Source organism: Streptomyces sp. NPDC001816, assembly GCF_042892235.1.
Taxonomy (GTDB): domain Bacteria; phylum Actinomycetota; class Actinomycetes; order Streptomycetales; family Streptomycetaceae; genus Streptomyces.
In genome coordinates, this window is record NZ_JBIATY010000002.1 from 593,535 (window position 1) to 616,570 (window position 23,036).

23 protein-coding genes, 3 pseudogenes and 1 riboswitch are annotated in these 23,036 nt (G+C 71.1%); of the genes and pseudogenes, 15 read left to right on the forward strand and 11 right to left on the reverse strand.

Annotation, left to right across the window (positions count from 1 at the left end):
- Positions 1–542: 542 nt before the first annotated feature.
- Positions 543–788 carry a hypothetical protein gene (locus tag ACFYZZ_RS08430; RefSeq protein ID WP_389172922.1) on the forward strand — a complete coding sequence of 82 codons (246 nt, stop codon included), beginning with the start codon at positions 543–545 and terminating at the stop codon, positions 786–788.
- Between the two features lie 25 nt (positions 789–813).
- Here ACFYZZ_RS08430 and ACFYZZ_RS08435 read toward each other — a convergent pair.
- A pseudogene (locus tag ACFYZZ_RS08435) lies at positions 814–1,269 on the reverse strand (sugar phosphate isomerase/epimerase family protein); the annotation flags it as partial.
- On the opposite strand from ACFYZZ_RS08435, the pseudogene ACFYZZ_RS08440 reads away from it, so the two are divergent.
- Positions 1,267–1,572: pseudogene (locus ACFYZZ_RS08440) on the forward strand (substrate-binding domain-containing protein); the annotation flags it as partial. The pseudogenes ACFYZZ_RS08435 and ACFYZZ_RS08440 overlap by 3 nt on opposite strands.
- 39 nt (positions 1,573–1,611) lie before the next feature.
- Here the strand turns inward: ACFYZZ_RS08440 and ACFYZZ_RS08445 are convergent.
- The 3 genes from ACFYZZ_RS08445 to ACFYZZ_RS08455 are packed head-to-tail and all read right to left on the reverse strand — an operon-like array spanning position 1,612 to position 7,657.
- Positions 1,612–2,208, reverse strand: coding sequence for a hypothetical protein (locus ACFYZZ_RS08445; RefSeq protein WP_389172924.1), 597 nt, complete (start codon positions 2,206–2,208; stop codon positions 1,612–1,614).
- Positions 2,205–2,564 (reverse strand): hypothetical protein, encoded by a 360-nt coding sequence (locus tag ACFYZZ_RS08450; RefSeq protein ID WP_389172926.1) that lies wholly within the window; start codon positions 2,562–2,564, stop codon positions 2,205–2,207. The genes ACFYZZ_RS08445 and ACFYZZ_RS08450 overlap by 4 nt, the downstream gene beginning before the upstream one ends.
- The gene (locus ACFYZZ_RS08455) at positions 2,561–7,657 is read right to left on the reverse strand and encodes a caspase family protein (protein WP_389172927.1); all 5,097 of its coding nucleotides are present in this window, start codon (positions 7,655–7,657) and stop codon (positions 2,561–2,563) included. Before ACFYZZ_RS08455 ends, ACFYZZ_RS08450 begins: the two co-directional genes overlap by 4 nt.
- 183 nt (positions 7,658–7,840) lie before the next feature.
- Between ACFYZZ_RS08455 and ACFYZZ_RS08460 the strand changes: the two genes are divergently transcribed.
- The 3 genes from ACFYZZ_RS08460 to ACFYZZ_RS08470 are packed head-to-tail and all read left to right on the forward strand — an operon-like array spanning position 7,841 to position 10,382.
- Positions 7,841–9,208, forward strand: a complete 1,368-nt coding sequence (locus ACFYZZ_RS08460; protein WP_389173682.1) for a rhodanese-like domain-containing protein — start codon at positions 7,841–7,843, stop codon at positions 9,206–9,208.
- Between the two features lie 26 nt (positions 9,209–9,234).
- The gene (locus ACFYZZ_RS08465; protein ID WP_389172929.1) at positions 9,235–9,639 is read left to right on the forward strand and encodes a rhodanese-like domain-containing protein; all 405 of its coding nucleotides are present in this window, start codon (positions 9,235–9,237) and stop codon (positions 9,637–9,639) included.
- Positions 9,636–10,382: a sulfite exporter TauE/SafE family protein gene (locus tag ACFYZZ_RS08470; RefSeq protein WP_389172931.1), complete on the forward strand. Its 747-nt coding sequence runs from the start codon at positions 9,636–9,638 to the stop codon at positions 10,380–10,382. The genes ACFYZZ_RS08465 and ACFYZZ_RS08470 overlap by 4 nt, the downstream gene beginning before the upstream one ends.
- A gap of 34 nt (positions 10,383–10,416) precedes the next feature.
- On the opposite strand, the gene ACFYZZ_RS08475 is transcribed toward ACFYZZ_RS08470, so the two are convergent.
- Positions 10,417–10,704 (reverse strand): metal-sensitive transcriptional regulator, encoded by a 288-nt coding sequence (locus ACFYZZ_RS08475; RefSeq protein WP_389172933.1) that lies wholly within the window; start codon positions 10,702–10,704, stop codon positions 10,417–10,419.
- Between the two features lie 81 nt (positions 10,705–10,785).
- Between ACFYZZ_RS08475 and ACFYZZ_RS08480 the strand changes: the two genes are divergently transcribed.
- From ACFYZZ_RS08480 to ACFYZZ_RS08500, 5 genes are all read left to right on the forward strand, one after another.
- Positions 10,786–11,373, forward strand: a complete 588-nt coding sequence (locus ACFYZZ_RS08480; protein WP_389172934.1) for a rhodanese-like domain-containing protein — start codon at positions 10,786–10,788, stop codon at positions 11,371–11,373.
- Between the two features lie 390 nt (positions 11,374–11,763).
- A complete protein-coding gene (locus ACFYZZ_RS08485) occupies positions 11,764–13,947 on the forward strand; it encodes an MMPL family transporter (RefSeq protein ID WP_389172936.1) in 2,184 nt (727 codons plus the stop codon).
- A 116-nt stretch (positions 13,948–14,063) separates the two neighbouring features.
- A riboswitch (cobalamin riboswitch) is annotated at positions 14,064–14,206 on the forward strand.
- A gap of 36 nt (positions 14,207–14,242) precedes the next feature.
- Positions 14,243–14,464 (forward strand): CbtB-domain containing protein, encoded by a 222-nt coding sequence (locus tag ACFYZZ_RS08490; RefSeq protein WP_086692985.1) that lies wholly within the window; start codon positions 14,243–14,245, stop codon positions 14,462–14,464.
- Between the two features lie 21 nt (positions 14,465–14,485).
- Positions 14,486–15,238, forward strand: a complete 753-nt coding sequence (locus ACFYZZ_RS08495) for a CbtA family protein (protein ID WP_389172938.1) — start codon at positions 14,486–14,488, stop codon at positions 15,236–15,238.
- Positions 15,239–15,330: 92 nt separating this feature from the next.
- Entirely contained in the window at positions 15,331–15,684 is a 354-nt protein-coding gene (locus ACFYZZ_RS08500; protein WP_389172940.1) for a hypothetical protein, read from the forward strand.
- Between the two features lie 6 nt (positions 15,685–15,690).
- Here ACFYZZ_RS08500 and ACFYZZ_RS08505 read toward each other — a convergent pair whose 3' ends face one another.
- From ACFYZZ_RS08505 to ACFYZZ_RS08525, 5 genes are all read right to left on the reverse strand, one after another.
- Complete coding sequence (locus ACFYZZ_RS08505; RefSeq protein ID WP_389172942.1) at positions 15,691–16,269, reverse strand: histidine phosphatase family protein; 579 nt, start codon at positions 16,267–16,269, stop codon at positions 15,691–15,693.
- Positions 16,270–16,394: 125 nt separating this feature from the next.
- Positions 16,395–17,084: a nuclear transport factor 2 family protein gene (locus ACFYZZ_RS08510; RefSeq protein ID WP_389172943.1), complete on the reverse strand. Its 690-nt coding sequence runs from the start codon at positions 17,082–17,084 to the stop codon at positions 16,395–16,397.
- Positions 17,085–17,159: 75 nt separating this feature from the next.
- Positions 17,160–17,735 (reverse strand): NADPH-dependent FMN reductase, encoded by a 576-nt coding sequence (locus ACFYZZ_RS08515; RefSeq protein ID WP_389172945.1) that lies wholly within the window; start codon positions 17,733–17,735, stop codon positions 17,160–17,162.
- 49 nt (positions 17,736–17,784) lie between these two features.
- The gene (locus ACFYZZ_RS08520) at positions 17,785–18,252 is read right to left on the reverse strand and encodes an ester cyclase (RefSeq protein ID WP_389172947.1); all 468 of its coding nucleotides are present in this window, start codon (positions 18,250–18,252) and stop codon (positions 17,785–17,787) included.
- Between the two features lie 125 nt (positions 18,253–18,377).
- Positions 18,378–19,223: a TetR family transcriptional regulator gene (locus ACFYZZ_RS08525; protein ID WP_389172949.1), complete on the reverse strand. Its 846-nt coding sequence runs from the start codon at positions 19,221–19,223 to the stop codon at positions 18,378–18,380.
- Positions 19,224–19,230: 7 nt separating this feature from the next.
- Between ACFYZZ_RS08525 and ACFYZZ_RS08530 the strand changes: the two genes are divergently transcribed.
- Complete coding sequence (locus tag ACFYZZ_RS08530; protein WP_389172951.1) at positions 19,231–19,479, forward strand: hypothetical protein; 249 nt, start codon at positions 19,231–19,233, stop codon at positions 19,477–19,479.
- A gap of 30 nt (positions 19,480–19,509) precedes the next feature.
- Here the strand turns inward: ACFYZZ_RS08530 and ACFYZZ_RS08535 are convergent, their stop codons facing one another.
- Positions 19,510–19,689: a hypothetical protein gene (locus ACFYZZ_RS08535; RefSeq protein ID WP_389172953.1), complete on the reverse strand. Its 180-nt coding sequence runs from the start codon at positions 19,687–19,689 to the stop codon at positions 19,510–19,512.
- On the opposite strand from ACFYZZ_RS08535, the pseudogene ACFYZZ_RS08540 reads away from it, so the two are divergent.
- The 4 genes and pseudogenes from ACFYZZ_RS08540 to ACFYZZ_RS08555 all read left to right on the forward strand — a co-directional run.
- Positions 19,625–20,458 (forward strand): annotated as a pseudogene (locus ACFYZZ_RS08540) (TIM barrel protein); the annotation flags it as partial. The gene ACFYZZ_RS08535 and the pseudogene ACFYZZ_RS08540 overlap by 65 nt on opposite strands.
- Before the next feature lie 361 nt (positions 20,459–20,819).
- Positions 20,820–21,299 (forward strand): VOC family protein, encoded by a 480-nt coding sequence (locus tag ACFYZZ_RS08545; protein ID WP_389172955.1) that lies wholly within the window; start codon positions 20,820–20,822, stop codon positions 21,297–21,299.
- 126 nt (positions 21,300–21,425) lie between these two features.
- Positions 21,426–22,064: a transcriptional regulator gene (locus tag ACFYZZ_RS08550; RefSeq protein WP_389172957.1), complete on the forward strand. Its 639-nt coding sequence runs from the start codon at positions 21,426–21,428 to the stop codon at positions 22,062–22,064.
- Positions 22,065–22,074: 10 nt separating this feature from the next.
- Positions 22,075–23,013: an ornithine cyclodeaminase family protein gene (locus tag ACFYZZ_RS08555; RefSeq protein WP_389172959.1), complete on the forward strand. Its 939-nt coding sequence runs from the start codon at positions 22,075–22,077 to the stop codon at positions 23,011–23,013.
- Positions 23,014–23,036: the final 23 nt, after the last annotated feature.

Genomic DNA, 23,036 nt, shown 5'->3' on the forward strand with positions numbered 1-23,036 from the left:
AGGACGACCGTGGCTCCGGCCTTGGGGTTCGGGTAGCGGTCGAGATGGATGCGGTGTCCGCGCCAGGTCCAGAACTCCTCCTCGGGCGCCGTGTCGTCATCCAGCCCCCTGGTGAAGGTGAGCAGCACGGCGGCGGCCTGGTGCGCGCTGTCCGGGATGCTTTCGGCCAGGGCCGACGTCAGGAGTCCGGCGAGACCGTCGGTGTAGGCGGTGACCGGCTCGGGTGCCTGCGCGGTGGCGGCGGACAGCAGTTCCTGGGCGTGCGCGGGGCTGTCGTGCCACAGCCGGATGGCGACCTCCAGCTTCACCGTGAGCACCGCGAGAGCCTTCTCATCGCTCGTGCCCGGCGCCGCTGCCGCGGCCTGCGCTGCTGCGCGGCCCTGCTCCAGCAGGGACTGGACGACCTTGACGATCGCTTCGTTCTTGGTCCCGACGTACTTGTAGACGGTCGGGTGCGACAGCTGCGCCTGGCTTGATCAACCTTCCGCGCCGGGTCCGCGTCTTCCCGCGCGACCGCTATCACAAGCCCAGGAGAACAGACCGTGGCCGACAAGGACGTTGAGCAGACCGACGAGCGGGGTTACGCCCCGGCGCCCTGGTGGGCGGACCTCGGGACGTGGGGGGCTGTCGCACTGATCGCCTTCGGGGGGCTCGTGGCAGCATGGGTCTTTTTCCGGCTGCCCGGCACCCCGGAGGAGCCGGCGTCCGCCTACTACGGGGCCGCCAAGGTCATCGCCATCGGCCTGGTGGCTGTGGGGGGCACCTTGCTGGGCCGCCGTCGCACCTGACCCGCAGCCATCGAGACAGGTGAGCCGAAAGGACACCGGCCGTGGCGACGCCGTCGAAGTCCAGCTCACGCAGCGTGCCGAAGAAGGCATCCCAGTCGACCTCGCCCTGACCGATGTCCAGGTGCAGGTGGATACGGGCCGCGGTGCCGGGCGGGTTGAGGATGTACCGCAGCCCGCTGGACCCCTTGTGGTTGAAGGAGTCGGCGATGTGCACGTGCTGGAGCCTGTCACCGGCGCAGCGCATCATCGCCGCGATGTCCGCCGTCGGGTCGGCGCCCGAGAGGTGGAAGGAGTGCGGGGCGCAGTAGAGGTAGTTCACCCAGGGCTTGTTGATCGCCCGGACCAGGTCGACCGCCGGGGTGTTCTCCTCGCAGAAGTCGTCCGGGTGTGCCTCCAGGTTGAGAGCGATGCCCTCCGGCTCGAACAGTGGCAACAGCTCCTCCAATGAGCGCCAGAAGGCGGCCTCGCTCTCGGCGGCCTGCCCACGGCCGTCCTGGCGGGCAACGACCGGTGCGCGATGGGCCTGTTGATGGCCCTGGCCCGGGCCGGTGTGGAGGTCCCGCGCGACCTGTCGGTCATCGGCTACGACGACAGCCATCTCTCCCATCTGATGCCGATCGGCCTGACGCCGGTCCGCCAGGACGCCATGCTCATGGCGGAGCATGCGGTGCGTTTCGCCGTGGAGCGGCTGGAGAACCCGGAGCGGGAGCCACGCGAGGCGGTGCTGGACCCCAAGCTGGTGGTGCGAGGGACGAGCGGGCCGGTGCGGGCGGTACAGGGCTGAGCCGACGAAGCCGGGCCCGCGCACGCTGCATGCGTCGTTCTAGCAGGCCTTGGCCGGTTGCACGCTCTGGACGGTCGCTCGTGGCAGCGAGATCTTGCCGGCCGTCTCCGTACGGATCGCCACCTGCTGTGGGTCGACCAGGATCAACTCACCGCACACCACACCGGTGTTCGTCCTCACTCGGACCCGATGCGTGGCCGAATCGCTCGTCGTCGTCCCCCAGGCGACGACGAGCGCCCCGACCACCAGGATCACTCCCAGGACACAACACAGGGAGGCCCAGGCCAGTGCCCGGGTAACCCGTGCCACCTCCTGCTCGGTCCAACGGCGCAGGGCCTGCCCGCCCAGCAGGATCTCGCGTTCCGGAGTCCCGTGCGCCGCCCGTACCGCCAGGAGCGATCCCGTGGTCAACAGCACGAAGGCCGCCACCAGCAGTCCGGTCGCGGTGCCGCGAGCCCAGGCGGGCAGGCCGGTGAGGTCGTCGCGGCCCTTCAGCAGCACGAGGACCGCCAGCAGTGCTGTCAGCCCCGTCAGCCCGGTGCGCCACCCTTCGGCCTGTCTGCGCAGTTCCGGAAGCCTGGTGAACTCGAGTTCACGGGCGAGTTCGGCCCAGCGGCGGTCGGAACGGGTGCTCATCGCCGGATCCGCCAACTCGCGCCACAGCCGACGTACGACGTGTCCGGTGGGCACTGCGGATGGGCGTGACCGCATTCGCACAGGTGTACTTCCGTGAGCAGGGGGCCCGGTTCACCCTCGGCTCTCGGTGTCTGTCCACTCCCGAACAGCAGGGTCAGCACCCCCTTCGACCCGGTTCCCGGCCGCGCCCACGGGAACAGCGTCCTGGTGGGGCCGTGGCAGCGTGGACACGTCCCGGCGACGATCACTCCCCGCCCTTCCGGGGCGGGTTGTTGGGTGAACAGGGCGCCATCGACCTCGCCGAGATCCTCGTCGGCGTACGGCTTGCCGTGATCGTGCCGGACGGCCCGTGTCATCGCCCCTCCTCTTGCTCGCCGACGCTCTCGATCCGGAATCCGAACATGCCCGCGTACACCTCCAGACGCTCACGCACCCACTCGGGTGTGGCGTCGACCGCCCGGGCGCACTGCTCGACCCGCTCCGGGCTCACCGGGCCGGTCAGCGCGGGCAGTCTGCCGTCGAGGCCCTCGGAGAGGATCGTCAGATCCTGCCAGGCGGGCACGACCTCAGGTACGTCGGCGATCGACGGAGGAGTCTCCTCCAGCGCGAGATACGGGATGATCCGCCGCTGCCAGGTGTGCCGCACCGACTCGCCGAGACGCCCGGCGATGCTGACCAGGTCGAGGGGCAGCAGCGGGGATCCCGGCTCGGAGACGCGGAAGGCCGGGTCGACGGCCACGGCGTCGTGCGGGGTGGGTACGTCGTCCGGCAGCGCGGCCACGGCATCGTCGGACAGCTCAGGCACCAGGGCGCCGATGGCTCGCAGGGGCGCCAGCTTCCGGTACGCCTCCCGTGAGCCGAGGCTGACGCCACGGGCGTACTCCACCAGACGCTGTGCCGTGAGGGGGACCCAGTGCGGGGTCTCGAACCACTCGCCGCCGTCCTCGTCCATACCCTGGTCGACCAGCGCCGCGCACTCGTCCCACGACGGGCGGAACGTGCTCAGCACCTCGGGCGGGCGCGGTGCGACCAGGTCGGCGTCCAGCTCCAGTCTCCGGGCTTCCTCATGCGCGGTGTGCCACAGGAACGACAGCTCCTGCCGGAGCCGTTGGCTCGCGGTGAACAGCACGGCCGAGGTGGCCGGTACGGGATAGTCGGCGCCGTCCCAGCTCGGATCCTCCCCGGAGAAGGCATAGCGGCTCGGCGTGGGCAGATCGTCCCAGGCCTGGAGCAGGGGCGCCGCGTCCGGGAGCGCCACGCCGGCCTCCCGCAGCTCGTCGGCGAACCAGGACATCTCTTCCCACGACATCGCGTGCGGTCGCACGAACGCGAGGTCCCGGAGTGACACGCCGTCCTCCAGACGTACGTCTGTGGCGTGCAGCCACCGCGCCAGCGAACCGGTCTCGGGCGAGGGGACCACGTCCCGTCCGGGCGAGCGCCGCGTGTAGCGCCGGCGGTGGACCAGTCCGAGGGCCTCCGCCTCGCGGGCGAGCAGGCGCTCCGCCTCCCAGACGGAGATCTCGTGCTCCGCGGCCAGTTCGACAGTGGCGGCCCACGGGAGCACGGCGCGGCCGTCGGGGCCGTGGGCGACGTAGCGGCGCAGCAGGGCGGACACGTCGACCGGCACGGCAGCCCACCGGGCGACCAGGGCGGGGTCGGGCACGGGGCGGCCCAGCCACGCGAACTCGGCCAGCCGCCGCTGGGCCTCGCCTGCGTCGAGGTCCGCCGCGGCGGCCACCACCGGCACGTCCCAGGGGTGCGTGGCGGGCCGCCAGCGGCTCTCGTCCTCCTGGAGGTAGAGCAGCTTCAGCTCGGTGTCGGTGCAGACATGCTCGCGATGGCGGTCCGGGACAGGGGGCAGTTGTCCGCTCACGAACGGCGCGTACCGGGCGCAGGCCTCGGCCAGCTCGCCGAGTGCCGTCTGGAACCTGGCGGATGCGCGGGCAAGCCCCGAGAGATCCTCGGGCGCGTGCTCACAGTAGATCCGCGTGGCGAAGTTCCGCCTCGACGCCCGGCGCCCCCGGATGGACTCCGGGAGGTCCTCCATCGGGTCGCGCTTGCTGCCCAGGAGCCCGGTCATGACGCACCAGTCGGTGAAGGTCGGCTCCCAGTCCAGGTCGCCGCCGCCCCGGACGGCCGGACCCGCCAGCCGGGGATGGACGATGCGCAGGCCCCGCGTCGCGCGGATCACCTCTGCCACGGTCGTCGTCTGCTCGTGGGCGGCCAGGACCGCACGCCGCCAGTCACCCCGGACATCCGCCGCGATGTCGGACCAACCCGGGCAGGGCACGGGATGACCCGACAGGGACAGCGGCGCCGCCTGCTGCCCGGCCGCGCGGTCGGGGCCGAGGACGGCCAGCCGCCAGGGCCGGACAGCCGCCACGTGCTGGTCGTCCGGCCTGTTCGACCACTCGCCGACGGAGCCGTCCAGCTTGAACCAGCCGACCTCGTCGAGGTTCACCTGCTGACCGTGTTCGGTCCATGCACGAACCCCCAGTCCCTGCCACGCCCGCCACAGGGTGCGGGCGATCGCAGGCTCGCGCGCTTCCATGTTCCGTAGCCATGCGAGGCTCAACCAGGTCCGGATCCCGGGTGCTTGGGCGCCCAGCCGGATCTGCTGCTTCGCCCACGTCCGGTCGTAGCTCTCCAACTTCTTGCGGTTCACGCTGAGTTCGCCCGCGTGTGCGCCCGACAGATTGAGCACGTAGCCGAAGGGCCGTTCGTCGGTGGCGATCCCGTCGCACACGATCGCCCCGTCGCCCCGCACCCACCACAGGGTGCCCGGCACCGCCTCGACGGCCGACTCCGCGGACACTGCGCGCGGACCCTCACCGGACTTGAGGAGCCCGGGCAGCCAGACCTCCTCGGTGCCGTCCTCGCCGCGCACGTCCAGTCGGAACTCGGTGACCCTGATCAGTGTCCTCAGCACCGACACGGCAAAGTCCCCGGCCAGCGCCCTCGCACGGCGCAGGTGCAGCCGGACGCGTGTGCCCCCCTCGGGCAGCGCCGTGCCGTCGCGCCCGTCGTCCTCCCGCACCCGGAAGAGGCTGCCACTGACCGGGATCTCGACGCGCAGTGCCTTCTCGGCCGGGCGGCCGTCCGTGCCGACGGGCCTGGTCACGATCGTCATCCGGTCGGCGAGCATGAAGTAGCTGAAGACACCGATGCCGAAACGGCTGTTGGGGTACAGCCGCAGCGATCTGTCGTGGCGCAGCCAGGCGGCCTGTTCCCGGCGGAAGGCGTGCGACTGGTCGAAGCGGCGACCGGCCCGGGTGAAGGTGTTCTTCAGCTGGTCGACGGTCATGCCGACGCCGTTGTCCAGGCACTCGACGTAACGCCCTTGGTCGTCCTCGCCCACCTCGATGCGGATCCGGCCGGCCCACCGCGCGGGTTCCTTGCCGAGGCCGTGCAGGTAGCGGACGCGCATCTCCCGGTAGCGGCAGGCGTCCATGGCGTTCTGGTACAGCTCCCGCAGGGCGAGTTCGGGCTCGCCGTCGTACAGCTTCTCGCCCATCAGCAGCCGGCGGATCTCCGTCTGCGCCAGCGAGAATCGCGCGAGCGGGACGTCGTAGGCGTCCGTCCCGCGCTCGGTGTCCGGTCGAAGCCGGTGGTCGGTCACCCGCGCGGGCACTCCCCTGAGCAGTGCGGCCTCGTCCTCCGGCAGGCGGCGGGCCGACTCGCGCAGCACATGCCCGAGGTCGTCGGCGTCCTCGATGACCGAGGCCAGCGCCGCGTGGATCGCCGGGTGCGGGCAGACCGCGTCGAGATGCAGATGCGAGGGCGTGGTCCCGTCCTGGTCGGGGTCCCACAAGGCGTCCCGGAGCACGGTGATCACCTCGCGCGGCACCACCGGATCGGACACGGCGAGATGCTCGGCGAGGACTTCCGGCAGGCACCGGGCGTCGAAGGCGAGCAGCCCGGCGAGCCGTAGTACGGCCGCGAGGGGCCGTACGCGCAGGCGCCACGGAGTCCTGCGTACGACGTGACGGTCCGGCAGGGACAGCCGCTGGTCCTCGGGCGGAGCGCCGAGGACGAGGCCCGCGGCGACCGTGCGCAGGGCCGCGGACAGCGCCCCCGCCCGTCCACCGAGCCTCTCGCCCGCCGCCGGCGGAGCCACGTCCAGGAGCCGCGTCACGAAGTCGTCGGCCAGGGCCGCGGGCACGGCCTCCTCGTCGGTCGCGAACCGCTCCGCGATCCAACGGTGCACCAGCCACAGGGTGACGGCGTGACGGTCGTCCGTGGCTGTGTCCTCCCACAGGTACCAGTTCCCGAGCTTCTCGGTGATCTGGGGATAGTGCTCGGTGATCTGCTCGTAGTGCCGCCGCAGGTCGTCGGCCTCGCTGTCGCGCCGGACGAACTGGGGATGGAACTCGGAGGCCTGGCTCAGCCGCTCGGCCCAGGCCGCCTCGTGCAGCAGCACTCCGGCGATCAGTGCGGTGACTTCCAGGGCGGACAACTCGACGCCCTTGGGCAGGAGCAGGGGGAGTCGTTCGGTGAGCAGCCGTACCGGGTAGTCGTCGTCGGCCCACGGATCGGGCAGGCGTTCCTGCGCACGGTGGACCTGGCGGGCCGCCTGCGTGGCCAGGGACGCCAGGCAGTCCTGCATGCGGGCGACGGCTTCCGTGTCGCACTCCGGCACGCGTTCCCAGAGCGCCGGTGTGCGCACTGCGTCCTGCCACGCCTCCAGCAGCCGTCTGCCCCTGGCGACCTCCAGGGACCTGGTCTGCGCCGCCAGGTCGACTCCGTAGTGGATCAGCACGGCCTGCGGCTCGGCCCGCGCACGTAACGCCCGCGCCTGGGTCTCCCGCCTGGCCGTCTCGTACACCTGCTCCACGGTCGTGGCCTCGGTCAACGGGTCGAAGGCGCGGGCGAGCGCCAGTGTGAAGAAGCTGCCCGTCTCCGCGAAGCCACTGCGCTCACCGGGGCCGCAGCTCGTCATCATGGCGAAACCGCTGCGCGGCGGACCCTTGACGATGTTGCTGCCGAAGGCGGTGTCCGGTGCGCCCTCCGGCCTGCGGCATGCGTCGATCAGCCACAGCACGGTGCCGGCACGGCAGTGCCCCAGATACCGGCTGATGTCGGCCTCCAGGAGGGACTCCCGTACGTGGGGCCGGTCCCATCCGGTCGGATCGTCGCCGCCGTCGGCCGGGGCGCGGGCATCGGCGGGGACCAGGTAGTCGGTGGTGCCGATCCGCACGCCGTGCCCCGTGAAGTAGAGCAGCAGCGTGCTCCCGGCCGGTGTGCTGGCCGAGAGGTCGGAGATGCGCTCGGTGATCTCGTTGCGGGTGGGGTTGCGCAGTGTCTGCACCGCGTAGCCGCTTGCGCGCAAGGCGGCACTCATGACACGCAGGTCCGCGTCGACCGTCGTCCCCAGCGAGGGCAGACGGTGTTCCGCCCCTGGATTGTCGCCCACGCCGATCAGCAGGGCCGTACGTCCGTCGCTCGCCACTCGCCCCCCGTTCCCCTCGTACGCCTCCATGGTTTCACCCGGCCCTGCCGGGAGGGGGCGGATCGGTCGAGTCGACGCCCCGAAGATACCCCCGGGGGTAATCGTGTACTGTCGAAGACATACCCCCGGGGGTAATTCTTCGAGGGATGTTCGCGAGGGATGTTCGATGGAAGGGAGTACCTCGTGTTCTTCGTCGACACGATCGAGGTGCCGGGGCTCGGCAACCGCAGCTATCTGGCGGGCGGCGAGCGGAGGGCGGTGGCGGTCGACCCGCCGCGTGACATCGACCAGGTGATCGCGGCGGCGGCCCGGCGCGGGGTGCGGATCTCGCACGTCGTCGAGACGCACGTCCACAACGACTACGTCACCGGCGGCCTGGAGCTGGCCCGGGTCACGGGCGCCGCCTATCTGGTTCCCGCCCAGGCCGCCGTCTCCTTCGAGCGCGTGCCGGTCGAGGACGGCGACCGTACGGTGATCGATGCCGCCGCCGGGCTGACCCTGCGTGCCGTGGCAACGCCCGGGCACACTCCGCACCACACTTCCTATGTGCTCGAGGAGGGTGGAACGGCGGTCTCGGTGTTCACCGGCGGTTCCCTGCTGATCGGCACCGTCGGCCGCCCCGACCTCGTGGAGCCGCGGCTCACCGAGCGCCTCGCCCGTGCGCAGTACGCCTCCGCGCACCGCCTGGCCACCGAGCTGCCCGACGACACCGACGTGCTGCCCACGCATGGCTTCGGCAGCTTCTGCGCGTCGGCGCAGACGGAGGGGGAGCACAGCACGATCGGCAAGGAGAAGGCCTCCAACGCGGCCCTCACCCGGGACGTGGACACCTTCGTCGCCGACCTGCTGACCGGTCTGAGTGACATCCCCGCGTACTACGCACACATGGGTCCGGCCAACGCCGCGGGGCCCGCGCCGGTCGACCTGACCCCGTCCGCCGTGGCCGACGCGGACGAGATCGCCGCCCGGCTGGCCGCGGGGGAGTGGGTGGTGGACCTGCGCAACCGGGTCGCGTTCGCCGCCGGGCACGTGTCGGGCTCGTTCAATTTCGAGGCCGAGGGACAGCTCGCCACCTATCTCGCCTGGCTGATCCCGTGGGGCAAGCCGGTCACGCTGCTCGCCGAGTCCGCCGAGCAGATCGCCGCGGCGCAGCGAGAGCTGGTCCGCGTGGGCATCGACCGGCCGGCCGCCGCGGCCACCGGGGAACCGGGCGACTGGGTCCGTGAGAACGAGACCCTCGCCTCCTTCCCGCGGGCCACCTTCGCGGACCTCGCCCGCCAGTACCCGGCGGACGGCGTCGTCGTCCTCGACGTCCGGCGTACCGCGGAGCGGGCGGGCGGCTTCATCGAGGGCTCGGTCCACATACCGGTCCACACCCTGCACCGCCGCGTCGACGAGATCCCCGACGGCACGGTGTGGGTGCACTGCGCGGGCGGTATGCGCGCCGCCATCGCAGCCTCCCTGCTGGACGCGGCCGGCCGCGACGTCGTCGCCGTGGACGACGGCTTCGACGCGGCCGGGAACGCCGGGCTCACGGTCCGTACCGCCTGAGCGCAAGACAGGAGCGACAAGCCAAGATGAGCATCTTCCGACGAGACCGGCGCGATCGACACCGGCGCGATCCGAGCCGGGTGACCGTCCAGGAGGCTGCCGCCCGCACCGGTCACGGCAGTGCCGTCGAGGGCGGCGCCGACGCCGTACTGCTGGACGTCCGCGAACCAGATGAATGGCAGGCGGGGCACGCGCCACGGGCCGTGCACCTGCCGCTGTCCGCGCTGGCCGCCGGGGCCGGGCTGCCCACGGGCGCGCAGGCGGGCCCCTTCGTCGTGATCTGCCGCTCGGGGAACCGCTCCCAGCAGGCGGCCGGTCTGCTCGCGGCGCGCGGTGCCGAGGCCGTGGACGTGATCGGCGGCATGCGGGACTGGGAAGCGGCAGGACTGCCCATGGTGGACTCGCGGGGCGGGAACGGGACCGTCGCGTGAGCGCTGTCGTACTCGCCCTGGCCGCCGGTGCCGTCATCGGCGTGGCGCTCGGCGCGCTCGGGGGCGGTGGCAGCGTCCTGGCCGTCCCCGCCCTGATCTACCTGCTCGGTTTCACCCCGGTCGCGGCGACCACCGCCAGCCTCGTCATCGTCACGCTCACCTCGGCCACGGCGCTGTCCGCGCACGCCCGGGACGGTCATGTGCGATGGCGGACCGGGCTGCTGTTCGCGGCGGCCGGGATCGTTCCCGCGATGCTGGGCGGTGCGCTCGCCGGACGGCTGCCCGCCGGCGCTCTGACGGCCGCCTTCGCCGTGGTGGCGGGAACGGCCGCGGTGCGGATGCTACGACCCCGAGCAGCGGCGGAGACAGCGGTACCGGTGCGACAGGACCGGGCGGCGGCCGCGGGTGCCGGGCTCGGTGCGGTCACCGGCGTCCTCGGCGTCGGCGGCGGCTTCCTCGCCGTGCCCGCGCTGGTGAGCGTGCTCGGCATGCGGATGCGTGACGCGGTGGGCACCAGCCTGCTGGTCATCACCGCCAACTCCCTGGCCGCGCTGGCGATGCGCGCCGGTACGGCCGACGGTCTGGACTGGGCCGTCATCGGGCCCTTCGCCGGGGCCGCGGTCCTCGGCGCGTGGGACGGGAAGCGGCTCGGAGCAAAGGTGTCGGGGCACGCGCTGCAGCGGACCTTCGCCCTGGTACTGCTGGCCGTGGCCGCGTACATGATGATCGACGCGGTGGTGTGATGCACTCGCGACCACAACCCCGCGCCGGCCCCCCTCATGCCAGCGACAGGAAGAGCCTCTCCAGACGGGCCCGCATCTGCTCCGGGTCCTCGCCGTTCTTCCGGCCGGACTCCATGTCGGTGATGCACTGCTGCAGGCCGGTGGCGATGATCGCGAAACCCGCGCGGTCGAGCGCCCGCGACGCGGCGGCGAGCTGCGTGATCACGTCCTCGCAGTCGCGCCCCTCCTCGATCATCCGGATCACGCCGGAGATCTGGCCCTGCGCCCGGCGCAGCCGGTTCAGGACGGACTTCAGCTCCGCACTCGCGAGGTCCAGTTCCACGATCACTCCTCCAGAAATACCCCTAGGGGTACTGTACGTCCCGCTGCGGGACGGCGTCGAACACCAAGGATCACATCTGCCATGAGCACCCCACTCGCCCCCGTCACCCTCCGCATCGACCAGGCCCGCACCCGGCTGCAGGAGCTGACCGTCATCGACGTACGCACCCCCGGTGAGTACGCCTCGGGCCACCTGCCCGGCGCGCTCAACATCCCCCTGGACCAGATCCGGCGCGCCCTGCCCGAGATCCGGCATGCCGCCGACCGCGGCGACGTCCTGGTCGTGTGCGCCTCCGGAGCCCGCTCCGAGAACGCCTGCAAGCTGCTCGTGGAGCAGGGGATCCCCACCGCCACCCTGGCCGGTGGCACCAGCGGCTGGGCCGCTGCGGGCTACGACCTGGAGCAGCCCGCCGCCTGCGACACCCGGGCCGGCTGGAGCATGGAGCGGCAGGTCCGGTTCACGGCGGGCGCGCTGGTCCTCGTGGGCATCGGCCTCGGGCTGCTCGTGCACCCGGCCTTCCTGATCCTGTCGGCGGGCGTCGCGGGCGGTCTCGTCTTCTCCGCGCTCACCGACACCTGCGGCATGGCCGCCCTGCTCGGCAAGCTGCCGCACAACCGTCCCCGCGCGGCCGACCTCGACGCCACGCTCACCGCTCTGCGCAGCCGCTGAGTCACATGCTCCGGGGCGCCCACGCACACTGCGCGGACGCCCCGGAGATTCGCAGAGCCGCCGCTCCACGGTGAAACGCCTCACGAGCGCAGCGCGCCTCATCCGTGCCGTGGATGCGCGAGAAACGTGCGCGAGCAGCAAGGTGTTCCAACTCCCGCCCATCAAGCGGGAGTTCACGCCCCAAGCCCCGAATGAACAGCCATGACTGAAAAGAGAAGGGTCTTTCTCGGTCAGGCGTCACACGATGGAATGATCTCGGGGTGCGGTCACTACGATCGCATCTCAAGACAACCATTCGACCGGCCCGAAAGTGACGGCCGGTCAGGGTCGCCGATGCCAGGGTCCGCTCCCCGGGCTGCGGTGATCTTCCTGTCCAGGAGGACCTTCCGCATGTTCCGACGCATTGGGAATGCCGTCGTCCGTCATCCCGTCTGGACGATCGTGGCATGGCTCATCGCGGCGGTGGCGATCGTCGCCACCGCGCCGAGCCTGCCCTCGAACAGCGACGAGAGCAGTTTTCTGCCAAAGAGTTACGAGTCGATCAAAGCGGCGGAGTTACAGGAGAAGGCGTTCCCCAGCGCCTTCACCCCGTCCGCGATCGCGCTGTACCAACGCACCGACGGTGGCAAGCTCACCGCCGCCGACAAACAGGACATCGCCCGGATCACTTCACAACTGGGCAACAAGCACATCGACCAGGTGCAGAAGGTCGTCCCCGGCCAGCCGTCCAAGGACGGCAGGTATGACCTGACCCTGGTGCAGATGGACAGCAAGAACGCCGGCCAGCCCAAACAGATCGACGCGGCCAAGGTGTTGCGCGACGACGTCAAGGAACTGGCCAAGGGCACGAACCTCGACGTCAAGCTCGGTGGCTCCGCCGCGCAGGCCCTGGACCAGCAGGACTCGTCCAAGCGCGGCCAGGCACTGATCGGTATCGGCACCTTCGCGATCATCCTGGTCACCCTGCTGATCATTTTCCGTGCGCCGATCCTGGCGATCCTCCCCCTGGTCCTGATCGGCCTGGTGTCGGCCGTCGCCAACGGCCTGATCGCCTACGCCACCAAGCTGTTCGACCTGCAGGCCAACAGCTCGATCTCGTCGATCCTGATCGTCGTGCTCTTCGGCGTGGGCACGGACTACTTCCTCTTCCTGATGTTCCGCTACCGCGAGCGCCTGCGCGCCGGCGACGAGCCGAAACAGGCCATGATCAACGCGGTCGACCGGGTCGGCGAGGCCATCGCCTCGGCCGCCGGAGCGGTCATCATCGCCTTCCTCGCGCTGGTGCTGTCAACGCTCGGCTTCCTCAAGCAGATGGGCCCGGCACTCGCCATCGCGGTCGCCGCCACGCTGGTCGCGGGCCTGACCCTGATCCCGGCCGTGGTCTCGCTCATCGGACCGAAGGTCTTCTGGCCCTCCAAGTCCTGGCAACGGGAGCCGGAGAACGCCCGGTTCGCCGCCCTCGGCCGCGGCGTGCAGCGCCGCCCGGCGCTGACCGCCGCGGTGTCCGGCCTCGTCCTGGTCGCACTGTCGCTCGGCACCCTCGGCTTCAACGCCACGTTCGACCTGGCGGCGGGCTCCATGCCCAAGACCAAGGAATCCATGGTCGTCCAGGACGAGATGCAGAAGGCGTACTCGGCGGGCGCCGCCGCACCCACCGACGTCTTCCTGTCCAGCACCGACGGCAAGCAGCTGGACAAGTCCGGCCTGGACGCGTACGCGCAGAAGCTCGGGGCCGTGGACGGCGTCGCGAACGCCCGCCTGACCCAGCTGAACAAGGCCGGCACCACCGCCGACTTCACCGTCACGCTCAAGTACGAGGCGTCGACGGACAAGGCGATCGATGCCGTGGGCGAGGTGCGCGACGTCGCGCACTCCGACGCCCCCAAGGGCACCGAAGCCGTCGTCGGCGGCATGTCCTCGATCTACAAGGACATCGCCACGGCCGTCAACCACGACTACCGGACGGTCTTCCCCGTCGCCGCCCTCCTCATCATGATCATCCTGGGGCTGCTGCTGCGCAGTGTGGTCGCCCCCTGGTACCTGATGGCCTCGGTGGGCCTCGGCTTCGGTGCCACCCTCGGTGCCACGGTCTGGATCTTCCAGGAGGGGCAGGGGCACTCGGGTCTGATGTTCATGCTCCCGGTGATCATGTACCTGTTCGTGGTCGCCATCGGCACCGACTACAACATCCTCATGATCGCCCGGCTCCGCGAGGAGGCCCGCGAGGGCCGCGAGCCCCGCGAGGCGGCCGGCATGGCGCTCCGGCACGCCGGGCCGACCGTGGCGGCGGCCGGCTTCATCCTGGCGGCTACCTTCGCCACCATGATGCTGGCGGGCAACTCGCTGCTGACAGAGATGGGTTTCGCGGTCTCCTTCGGCATCGCGGTCGCCGCCTTCGTGATGGCGATGTTCTTCACGCCGAGCCTCACCGCGCTGATCGGCCATGCGGCGTGGTGGCCGGGCCACGGGGACCAGGCGCGGGAAGCGGCCGGTGCCGGATCGCCTGACACCGGTTCGGTTCCCGGCCAGAACCGGGACACGGTCGCACCCGATCCGTCGGGCCGCCGCGGCTAGCGGCACGAGGACGGAGCAGGTCTGCCGGGCCGCAGGGCCCGGCAGACCCGACCCGCCGTCAGCGCAGCGGCCGACGCGAGAGGAAGATCACGAAGGACGAGGCGGTCTTGGCCGTGCACGCGCCACGCGGTACGGTCTGTCCGATATCGACGACGGCGAGACGGAAGCCGGTGGGAATCCGGAACGGTCGCGCCACTGTATGCGGAACACCCCTGGGTGTCCCGTGAGTCAGACCCGTGGCCGTCGTCATGTGCACCACCGAGATGGGACGCGAACTCCCAGAGGAGGTCCTGCCATGGCGCAGACCGTCGCCCAGCCGACAGCCACCACCCCCGCCGTTCCCGCCACGCTGCCGCTCAAGGCGATCGCTCCGTGGGCGGTCTTCTTCGGCATCCTCATGCTCGTCCTGCTGTACTTCGTCGGCGCCGAGCAGGGCGCCACCTCCGTGTTCAACGGCACGGACGTCCACGAGTGGGTGCACGACGCACGCCACCTGCTCGGCTTCCCCTGCCACTGACGCGAGGGACGCCGCTCGACCATGAACTCCGCAACCGTGAGAAACCTTCTCGTCCGGGGCATGCTCGCCGGCCTGGCCGCCGGCGTGCTCGCCCTGGTCGCCGCCTACTTCCTGGGTGAGCCGAACGTCGACAGCGCGATCAGCTTCGAGGACGCCCACACTCACGAGCACGGGATGGAGGTCGTCTCCCGCTCCCTGCAGTCCACCCTGGGCCTCGCCACCGGTGTCCTCGTCTACGGGGTCGCCTTCGGCGGCATCGCCGCGCTCGCCTTCTGCGTCGCGCTCGGCCGTGTCGGCCGCTTCAGCCCGCGGGCGACCGCACTGCTGCTGTCCGGCTGCGCGCTGCTCGCCGTGTACGTCGTCCCGTTCCTGAAGTACCCGGCCAACCCGCCGTCGGTCGGTGAGCCCGACACCATCGGCAGGCGGACGACCCTGTACTTCCTGATGATGCTGCTCAGCGTGCTCCTGGCGGTCGCCGCCACCATCCTGGGCAAGCGCCTCGCACCCACCCTGGGCACCTGGTACGCGTCCGTCGTCGCGGTCGCCGCCTTCGCCGTCGCGATCGGCCTGGCGTACGCCTTCCTGCCGGTCGTCAACGAGGTGCCGAAGGACTTCCCGGCCACCCTGCTGTGGCGGTTCCGCCTCTCCGCACTGGCCATCCAGGCCGTTCTGTGGGGCGGATTCGGCCTGCTCTTCGGCGAGTTGGCCGAGCGGCAGCTGAACCCGAAGCCCGCGACCACCGCGTCCGGGCGAAGAGTTCCCGCCACGCACTGATCCCTTCAGGACACGACAGGGCCCTTCGGAACCGTCCGGGGGCCCTCTCGCGTTTCCGGGACACCGGCGGAGGCGACGAGCGGAGGAGCCGAGTGGCCAGACGACGTCCCGAACCGCGCCACATCACGCTCGGCGGACGTGAGGCGGTCGCCCTGACCATGGAGGAGTACGCCCAACTCATCGCCAGCCGACGCCAGATCGGCGGCCAGAGCGCGCGGGTACGGGTACTCGCCCAGCAGGTCAAACGGACCGAGAGACTGCTCGACGAGCTGGAGGCCCTGGTCGGTGGCCCAACGACCGTATGCAGCACCCGGGATGAGGGCCCGGGCCGGCGGGCGGTGCCCGACTGCCAGGGCGACCACGCCACGACCGGTGCCACGGACACCGACTGCCTGCGGTGCGCGATAGCGGCACTGCTGCGTCGCCATCGGGACGCGACTTTCTGACCGCCGTCACTCGCCAGGCTGGGCGAGGCCGTGTCCGAGCCGCACGTTCCAGCGCCCGGACCGGCAGGTGACCTCCGTCGCCGTGAGCGGCGGGACGTCGAGGCGCCAGAACGCCGCCTCGGGTGCGCCCAACGCGTGCACCACCACGGCCCGTACGACCTCGGGCTCCACCACGGCGATCGTCCTGCCGTCCGCCGGCCCACTCGTCTCCAGCCAGCGCGCGACCCGCGCACACAGCTCCCGCACCGACTCGCCGCCATGCGGTGCAGCACCGGGATCGGCCAGCCAGCGGGCTACTGCTTCCGGCTCGACGGCACCGACGTCGTCCAGCGTCCGCCCCCGCCACCGGCCCACGTCCAGACCGGAGAGTTCCGGTTCCACCGAGGCGTCGAGGCCGAGCGCGGCGGCCGACTCCCGGCAGCGCACGCTGGAAGAGGCGAGGACGCGGCCTGCTGCGGGCAGGGACCCGGCCGCCGACCTGGCCCGCGCCGCCGCGCTGTCCTCGATCGAGTCGCCGCCGTCGAAACGGGCCCGCCGCAGCGAGGGCGTGGTCGCGGGTGAGATGAGAGTGACACGGCTGGTCACGAGGTTGTTCCTCCTGCTTCCGCCGCGGGGCGGGGTGTCCTGGACTGCGTGCCTACGACGGTACGGGCATGCGTGGCGGCCGTGCAGACCCGCCCCGGCCGGTACGGCCGGGGCGGGCTCGGTGACTAGATCTCCGCGCGCACGGTCCGCGCCGCGGCGACCAGGTTCTCCAGAGAGGCCCGTACCTCCGGCCAGCCGCGGGTCTTGAGCCCGCAGTCCGGGTTGACCCAAAGGCGTTCGGCCGGGATGGCCTTGAGCCCGAGGCGCAGGAGGTCGGCCGCCTCGGCGGCGCCGGGCACGCGCGGGGAGTGGATGTCGTAGACACCCGGTCCGGCCTCGCGCGGGTAGCCGTAGGCGGCGAGTTCACGGGCGACCTGCATGTGGGAACGGGCGGCTTCCAGGCTGATGACGTCGGCGTCGAGGGCGTCGATGGCCTGGACGACGTCGCCGAACTCGGCGTAGCACATGATCGTGTAGAGCTCGATGATGACGCCGCCGCTGGTGCGGGCGATGTCCATGCCGCTGACCACCGGTGGCCGGCCGTCGGAGGGACCCCACTGGAAGCCGAGGTGGCCGATGTCGTCGAGTCCCGACGCGGGGCCGACGGGCCGAAAGACCCAGCCCGGGTTTTCGGCGAGCAACTCCGTGGCGCGGCGCACGAAGTCCGTGCGCCCGTGGTTGACGCGGTCCGGTTCGTGCCACACCACGTCTTCGGCGTAGTTCTCGGCGATGACCGTGGCCCTGCGGTCCGGGTCGGGTTCGTTGAACACCTCGAGCAGATTGACTCGCATCAGCTCGGCGGGGGATCCGGTCATGGTGAGTCCCGTCGTGTGGATCGGTCGGCGCCGCGTCGCTGTGCGCAGGTCTGCAGCTCCACGCGGCCGAGTGGGTCAGGTCGCGCCGACCGGAGCCGTTCGCATCGGGGCGAGGGCCGTGGTCCAGGCGATGACCTGGTCGAGCATCACATCCAGTGAAGGCAGGTGGTGGTCGCCGGGCCTGAAGACGCTGAAGTTCTCGAAGTCGGTGTGCAGCGAGAGTGTGACCTGTTGGCGTACGTCGGCCATCTGGAGTTCCGCGGCGACCAGGCGCAGCTGCTCGGCGGAGCGTACGCCGCCCGTGGCGCCGTAGGAGACCAGGCCGAGGACCTTGTTGTTCCACTCGGCGTAGAGGTGGTCCAGGGCGTTCTTCAGGACGCCGGGGATGCCGTGGTTGTACTCGGGGGTGACGATGACGAATCCGTCGTACGCGGCGATCGTCGCGGCCCAGCGCCGGGTGTGTTCGTGCTGGTACTGGCCGAGGGACGGTGGCATCGGTTCGTCGAGGTGGGGGAGGGGGTGCTCGCGCAGGTCGAGCAGCTCGAAGCTCGCGTCGGTCCGGCGCGAGGCGTGTTCCAGGACCCAGCGGGCCACCTGGTCGCCGACGCGGTTGGGCCGGGTGCTGCCGAGGATGATGCCGATGGTGGGCATGGTGGGCCTGCCTCTTCGTGGTTGCTTGTGCTGCCCGGAGCCGGTTCGGTCAGCCCGTGACGGCGGCCGACGCGGTGACGGCGGCGGCGAAGTCGGGCCGCACGCCGAGCTGGGCGAGCATGACGCTGAGGCCGACGTAGCAGTTGAACTCCTTGATCCTGCCGTTCTCGACGTACCAGAAGTCGGCCGTGGGGATGTCGAGCGTGGCGCCGGTGGGGCGGATGGTGCCGGCGGGTGTCTCGAAGGGGCCGGTGAAGGTACCCCGGATCGTCAGCTCGACGGCGACGACGTCACCCGTGACGTGGAACCGGTGCAGTTCGCGGTGCACGTCGGGGGCGAGCGCCCCCATGAAGGCGACGACGTCGCCGAGGTGCTCACCGCGGTAGCTCTCGCCGGCGACGATGTTGTTGAAGACGCCGTCCTCGGCGAACAGGTCCTTGAAGCCCTGCACATCCAGGACGCTGCCCTCGGCTGCTCGGTACGCCGCTCGAACCACGGCTTCCGCGTCGGTGCTCATGGGGCCCTCCCGTACGAGAGAATCCATTCAAACCTTTGATTGAAAGTGTGAGCGTGACTCGGCTGCCTTGTCAAGCAAGCGATTGAATTCACTTTCAAGTCGGCGCATTCGCCCACGTCAGGTGCCTATCGGGCCCCTCGGAAGGCACCGGCCACCACGGGGATGAGCATTCGCTCGATCCGGTCGGCAGGCTCTGTTGCCAGCTCGGCCCCGACGGGTGCCAGCGCGAGCCAGTTGAGCATTCCGGCCGCGCAGCGGACCCGGAAGTCGAGCTCGTGCCTGTCGATGTCGGGAAGGTTCACCGCCAGCACCCGCACCGCCTGCCGTCGGGCCAGCTCGAACTTCCCGGCCAGCCGCTCCCACCCCTCGGGCGGCTCGATCCCCACCCGCGCCACGATCCGTATCACCGCCAGATCCCGCCCACCGGCCGCGAGCGCGCTCATCATCGGCCGCGCGAACGCCTCGGCCAGCTCGCTCAGCGTCGCGGCGCCGCCCAGGGCATCGAGTTCCCGGATCTGAGCGTCCAGGTACCGCTCCAGCGCGTGCTCGATCGTCACCTCGCACAGAGCCTTCAGTGATCCGAAGTGGTAACTCACTGCGGCGACGTTGGCTCCGGCGTTCTGGGTGATCTCGCGGAGGGTCACGCCCTCCTGCCCGCGTTGTGCGAGTAGCTCAAGGGCGGCCGCCAGCAGATCGTCGCGCGTTCGCCGTCCGGCCTCACGGCGAAGGTCCGTCTTCTCTGGGCTCACAAGAGAACTCAAACGACTGTTTGACTTCAATGTCAAGCAGTCGACAGCGACGGCAGTGCCGGGGGCATCAGCCGGACCCGTCCACGAGGGGTGGCCATCGACCTGGTTCTCGTACTCGCGCCGGGCCTTGCGCTGAGCCGGAACCGTCGGGACGCCCTGGGCACCGTCGAGCGGCTGGCAGTGGGCAAGGAGCTGGCAGTGCACCGCGGGGACGGCGGTCACGCACAGGGTGTGGCCCCTGGCCGCGCCGTACGGTCGCTCCCTGGTCGAGCGCGGCGCGCTCGGCGGGTTCCAGCTCGGCAATGCGGAGGTAGTCGGCGACCTTGCCCCGCATGTCGCCCGCATGTCCGGCCACGAGTCCACCCGAACACGCGGCCAGGCCATCGGCACGAAGAAGGGTCAGCACCCCTCACCCGCCGCCGTCGTGCGGATGCTCCGCGAGTACGACGAGAACGCCACCACGACGGCGAGCGCGTGATCCCCCGATACTTTGCGGCTGGTGTCTGAGCTAGGACTCCAGGGCCAAGTCGACCGCCGCCGTCTGCCTCAGCGGCACCCTGACCGAGAAGCTCACCGCGGCGGCGCGCGCCGGCTTCGACGGCGTCGAGAGCTTCGAGAACGACCTGCTCGCGAGCCCCCTGTCGCCCGAGGAGATCGCCGCCCGCACGGCGGACCTGGGCCTGATCATCGATCTCTACCAGCCGATGCGGGACATCGAGGCCGTGCCCGCCGACGAGTTCGCCCGCAACCTCCGCCGCGCCCGGCACAAGTTCGAGCTGATGACCCGGCTCGGCGTCGACACCGTCCTCGTCTGCTCCAACGTCTCCCCGCAGACGGTGGACGACGACGCGCTCGCCGCGCGACCGCTGAGTCAACTGGCGGATCTGGCACAGGAGTTCGACATTCGCGTCGCTTACGAGGCGCTCGCCTGGGGGCGACACGTGAACACGTACGACCACGCCTGGCGCATCGCCGAGACCGCCGGCCACCCGGCGCTGGGCACCTGCCTGGACAGCTTCCACATCCTCTCCCGGGGCTCGGGCCCCAAGGGCATCGAGGGTATCCCCGGCGAGAAGATCTTCTTCCTCCAGCTGGCCGACGCCCCGCTGCTCGCCATGGACGTCCTGCAGTGGAGCCGCCACTACCGCTGCTTCCCCGGCCAGGGCGGCTTCGACGTCGCCGGCCTGGTACTGCATGTGCTCGCCACCGGCTACCGGGGGCCGCTGTCCCTGGATGTCTTCAACGACGTGTTCCGCCAGGCGGACGCGGGCCGCACCGCCGTGGACGGTCTGCGGTCCCTGCTCGCCCTGGAGGAGAGCGCCGGCGTGTCCGCCCTGCCGGCATCGGCCGCACCCTCCGGCGTGGCCTTCGCCGAACTCGCCGCCGGCGACCCCCAGCCCGTCGGCGACCTGCTGGCCGCGCTCGGCTTCACCCGCACCGCCCGGCACCGCGGCAAGCCCGTCGACCTGTGGGAGCAGGGCGAGGCCCGGGTCCTGGTCAACGCCGGAGCCGCCACCCGTCGCGCCGGCACGAGGCTGGCCGCCATCGGTCTGGAATCACCGGATCCGCAGGCCTCCGCCCGCCGCGCCGAGGCCCTGCTCGCCCCCGCCCTCCCCGGGCGCCGCGCCGAGCAGGACGTCCCCCTGGAGTCCGTCGCCGCACCCGACGGCACCGAAGTGCTCTTCTGCGCCACCCGCCGACCCGGACTCTCCAGCTGGACGGACGACTTCGAGCACCGGGCGGCGAGCCGGACCTCCGCGCGTCACCGGCATCGACCATCTCGCGCTCACCCAGCCCTGGCACCACTTCGACGAGGCGGTGCTCTTCCACCGCGCCGTGCTCGGCCTGAGCCCGCACGACACCGTCGAACTCGCCGACCCCTACGGCCTCTTCCGCAGCCGCGCCCTGTCCGCCCCGCACGCCGGACCACGGCTGGTCCTCAACCTCGCCCCGAGCCCTGCCGACGAGGCCGGCACCCGGGCTCGGCACGTGGCCTTCGCCGTCGACGACATCGTCGCGGCGGTGCGCCGCTTCCGTGCCGCGGGCGCCGGCCTGCTGGAGGTACCCGCCAACTACTACGACGACCTTCGGGCGCGGTACGAGTTTCGCGAGGGCGAGTGGGAGACGTACCGCGAACTCGGGATCCTCTACGACCGGGACGAGAACGGCGGCGAGTTCCGGCACTGCTACACGCAGACGGTCGGTCACGTCTTCTTCGAGTTCGTGCAACGGTCCGGCGGCTACCGCGGATACGGCGCCGCCAACGCCCCCATACGTCTGGCCGCCCAGCGGAGGTAGTGCGCAGGGCGCCGGACGTATGGGGGCCTCGACGGTCGGCTGCTGGACGGTGACGGTGCAATCGCTTAGCCTTGCTGTCCAGAGTTGGAAAGTAAGTCGAAGCTCGTTGCACGGGAGGCTCACGTCATGGGTACCGCTGCGGCCGAGGCGGACGAGCACCTCATCCGCGAGACGGAGAGGATCGCCGTCGCCCTGGGCCGGATGTTCCCGGGGCTGTGCGAGGTGGTTCTGCACGACCTGCGCGATCCGGAGCACGCGATCCGGGCGATCGAGAACAACCTCTCCGGTCGGCAAGTCGGCGACTCCGCAACCGAGTTGGGGCTGGCCCGCATCGCCGACCCGCAGTACCCGAGCGTCATCCAGAACTACCCGAACCAGTTCCCGGACGGCCGCCCGGCCAAGAGCACGTCGATCGGCATCAAGAACAGCGCCGGCGAGTACATCGCGGCCCTGTGCCTGAACCTCGATGTCTCCGTGCTGTCACCGGTCACGCTCGCCCTGTCCAACCTCGTCGCCACCGACACCGAGCACCGCGAACAGCCGCTGGAGACCCTGCGCGACCGCAACGCCCGGGAACTGCGCCGGGCGGTGGAGGCGCTCGCCGCGGAGCGTGGGGGAACCCCCAGGTCGCTGGGCCGGGAGGGCAAGAAGGCGCTCGTACGGCAGCTGCACTCGGACGGCTACTTCGACTCGCGTGATGCCGCCCAGACGATCGCGGACCTGCTCGGTGTGTCCCGCGCGACCGTCTACAACTACACCAAGTGAAGGGCCACTCATGAGCCGCCGTCTGCTGCACATCACCGAGGAGGAGACCGCCGCGGTCGTCGACGAGGACCTCGCTCTGCAGGCGGCGCGCGAGGCGTTCGCCGCGACTGTCGACGGCACGGTCTTCCCCGGTCTGGCCGTGCACGGATCCGACCCGAGAAACCGGTTCACGCTCAAGCCGTCGGCCTCCGCCACGCACGCCGGGGTGAAGATCGGCAGCTACTGGCCGGGCAACCCGGAGCAGGGACTGCCGCGCCATCACTCCTCCCTGCTGCTCTTCGACCAGACGATCGGCCGGATCGCCGCCGTCCTGGAGGTCGGCAAGGCCAACGCCTACCGGACCGCGGCAGCCGACGCCCTCGCCGTCGATCTGCTGGCCCGCCCCGACGCCACCACGCTGGCCGTGTTCGGCACCGGACACCAGGCCGCCTACGAGGTGTGGGCCGTCAGCCGGGTCCGGCCCGTGGAGGAGGTCCTGGTCGTGGGCCGCGACAAGGACCGCGCCGCACGGATGGCAGCCGACCTCGCGTCGGAAGGCCGTACGGCGACAGTCACCGGCGCCGAGGAGGCCTGCGCCCGGGCCGATGTCATCGTCACCGCCACCAACGCCACTGCCGACGCGCCGCCCCTGTTCCAGGCCGAGTGGGTCCGGCCCGGCACCCATATCTCCTGCATGGGCGCCGACGCTCCCGGCAAGCGGGAGCTGGACCCCGGACTGTTCTCCGTGGCGCACGTCTTCTGCGATCTGCCCGAGCAGGCCCGTCGCATGGGCGAGAGCCAGCATGCCCCGGAGGAGACCGTGCTCACCCCGCTCGGCCAGGTCCTCACCGGCCGGGTCGCGGGACGCACCGACGACGCCGACATCACGGTCTTCGACAGCTCCGGCATCGGCCTGCAGGACCTCTGTCTGGGCCTGGCCCTGCTGAAGAAGCTGGACATGACCCTGTGACCACCGCACCACCGGCGCACGTT

What these genes read in the sequence shown, in the direction of transcription:
- ACFYZZ_RS08520 (WP_389172947.1), bottom strand. Translation starts at nt 18,252, where the DNA reads ATGAGCACCGACGCGGAAGCCGTGGTTCGAGCGGCGTACCGAGCAGCC.
- ACFYZZ_RS08510 (WP_389172943.1), bottom strand. Translation starts at nt 17,084, where the DNA reads ATGACCGGATCCCCCGCCGAGCTGATGCGAGTCAATCTGCTCGAGGTG.
- ACFYZZ_RS08495 (WP_389172938.1), top strand. Translation starts at nt 14,486, where the DNA reads ATGAACTCCGCAACCGTGAGAAACCTTCTCGTCCGGGGCATGCTCGCC.
- ACFYZZ_RS08480 (WP_389172934.1), top strand. Translation starts at nt 10,786, where the DNA reads ATGAGCACCCCACTCGCCCCCGTCACCCTCCGCATCGACCAGGCCCGC.
- ACFYZZ_RS08465 (WP_389172929.1), top strand. Translation starts at nt 9,235, where the DNA reads ATGAGCATCTTCCGACGAGACCGGCGCGATCGACACCGGCGCGATCCG.
- ACFYZZ_RS08555 (WP_389172959.1), top strand. Translation starts at nt 22,075, where the DNA reads ATGAGCCGCCGTCTGCTGCACATCACCGAGGAGGAGACCGCCGCGGTC.
- ACFYZZ_RS08535 (WP_389172953.1), bottom strand. Translation starts at nt 19,689, where the DNA reads ATGATCAGGCCCAGGTCCGCCGTGCGGGCGGCGATCTCCTCGGGCGAC.
- ACFYZZ_RS08445 (WP_389172924.1), bottom strand. Translation starts at nt 2,208, where the DNA reads ATGAGCACCCGTTCCGACCGCCGCTGGGCCGAACTCGCCCGTGAACTC.
- ACFYZZ_RS08450 (WP_389172926.1), bottom strand. Translation starts at nt 2,564, where the DNA reads ATGACACGGGCCGTCCGGCACGATCACGGCAAGCCGTACGCCGACGAG.
- ACFYZZ_RS08515 (WP_389172945.1), bottom strand. Translation starts at nt 17,735, where the DNA reads ATGCCCACCATCGGCATCATCCTCGGCAGCACCCGGCCCAACCGCGTC.
- ACFYZZ_RS08490 (WP_086692985.1), top strand. Translation starts at nt 14,243, where the DNA reads ATGGCGCAGACCGTCGCCCAGCCGACAGCCACCACCCCCGCCGTTCCC.
- ACFYZZ_RS08485 (WP_389172936.1), top strand. Translation starts at nt 11,764, where the DNA reads ATGTTCCGACGCATTGGGAATGCCGTCGTCCGTCATCCCGTCTGGACG.
- ACFYZZ_RS08550 (WP_389172957.1), top strand. Translation starts at nt 21,426, where the DNA reads ATGGGTACCGCTGCGGCCGAGGCGGACGAGCACCTCATCCGCGAGACG.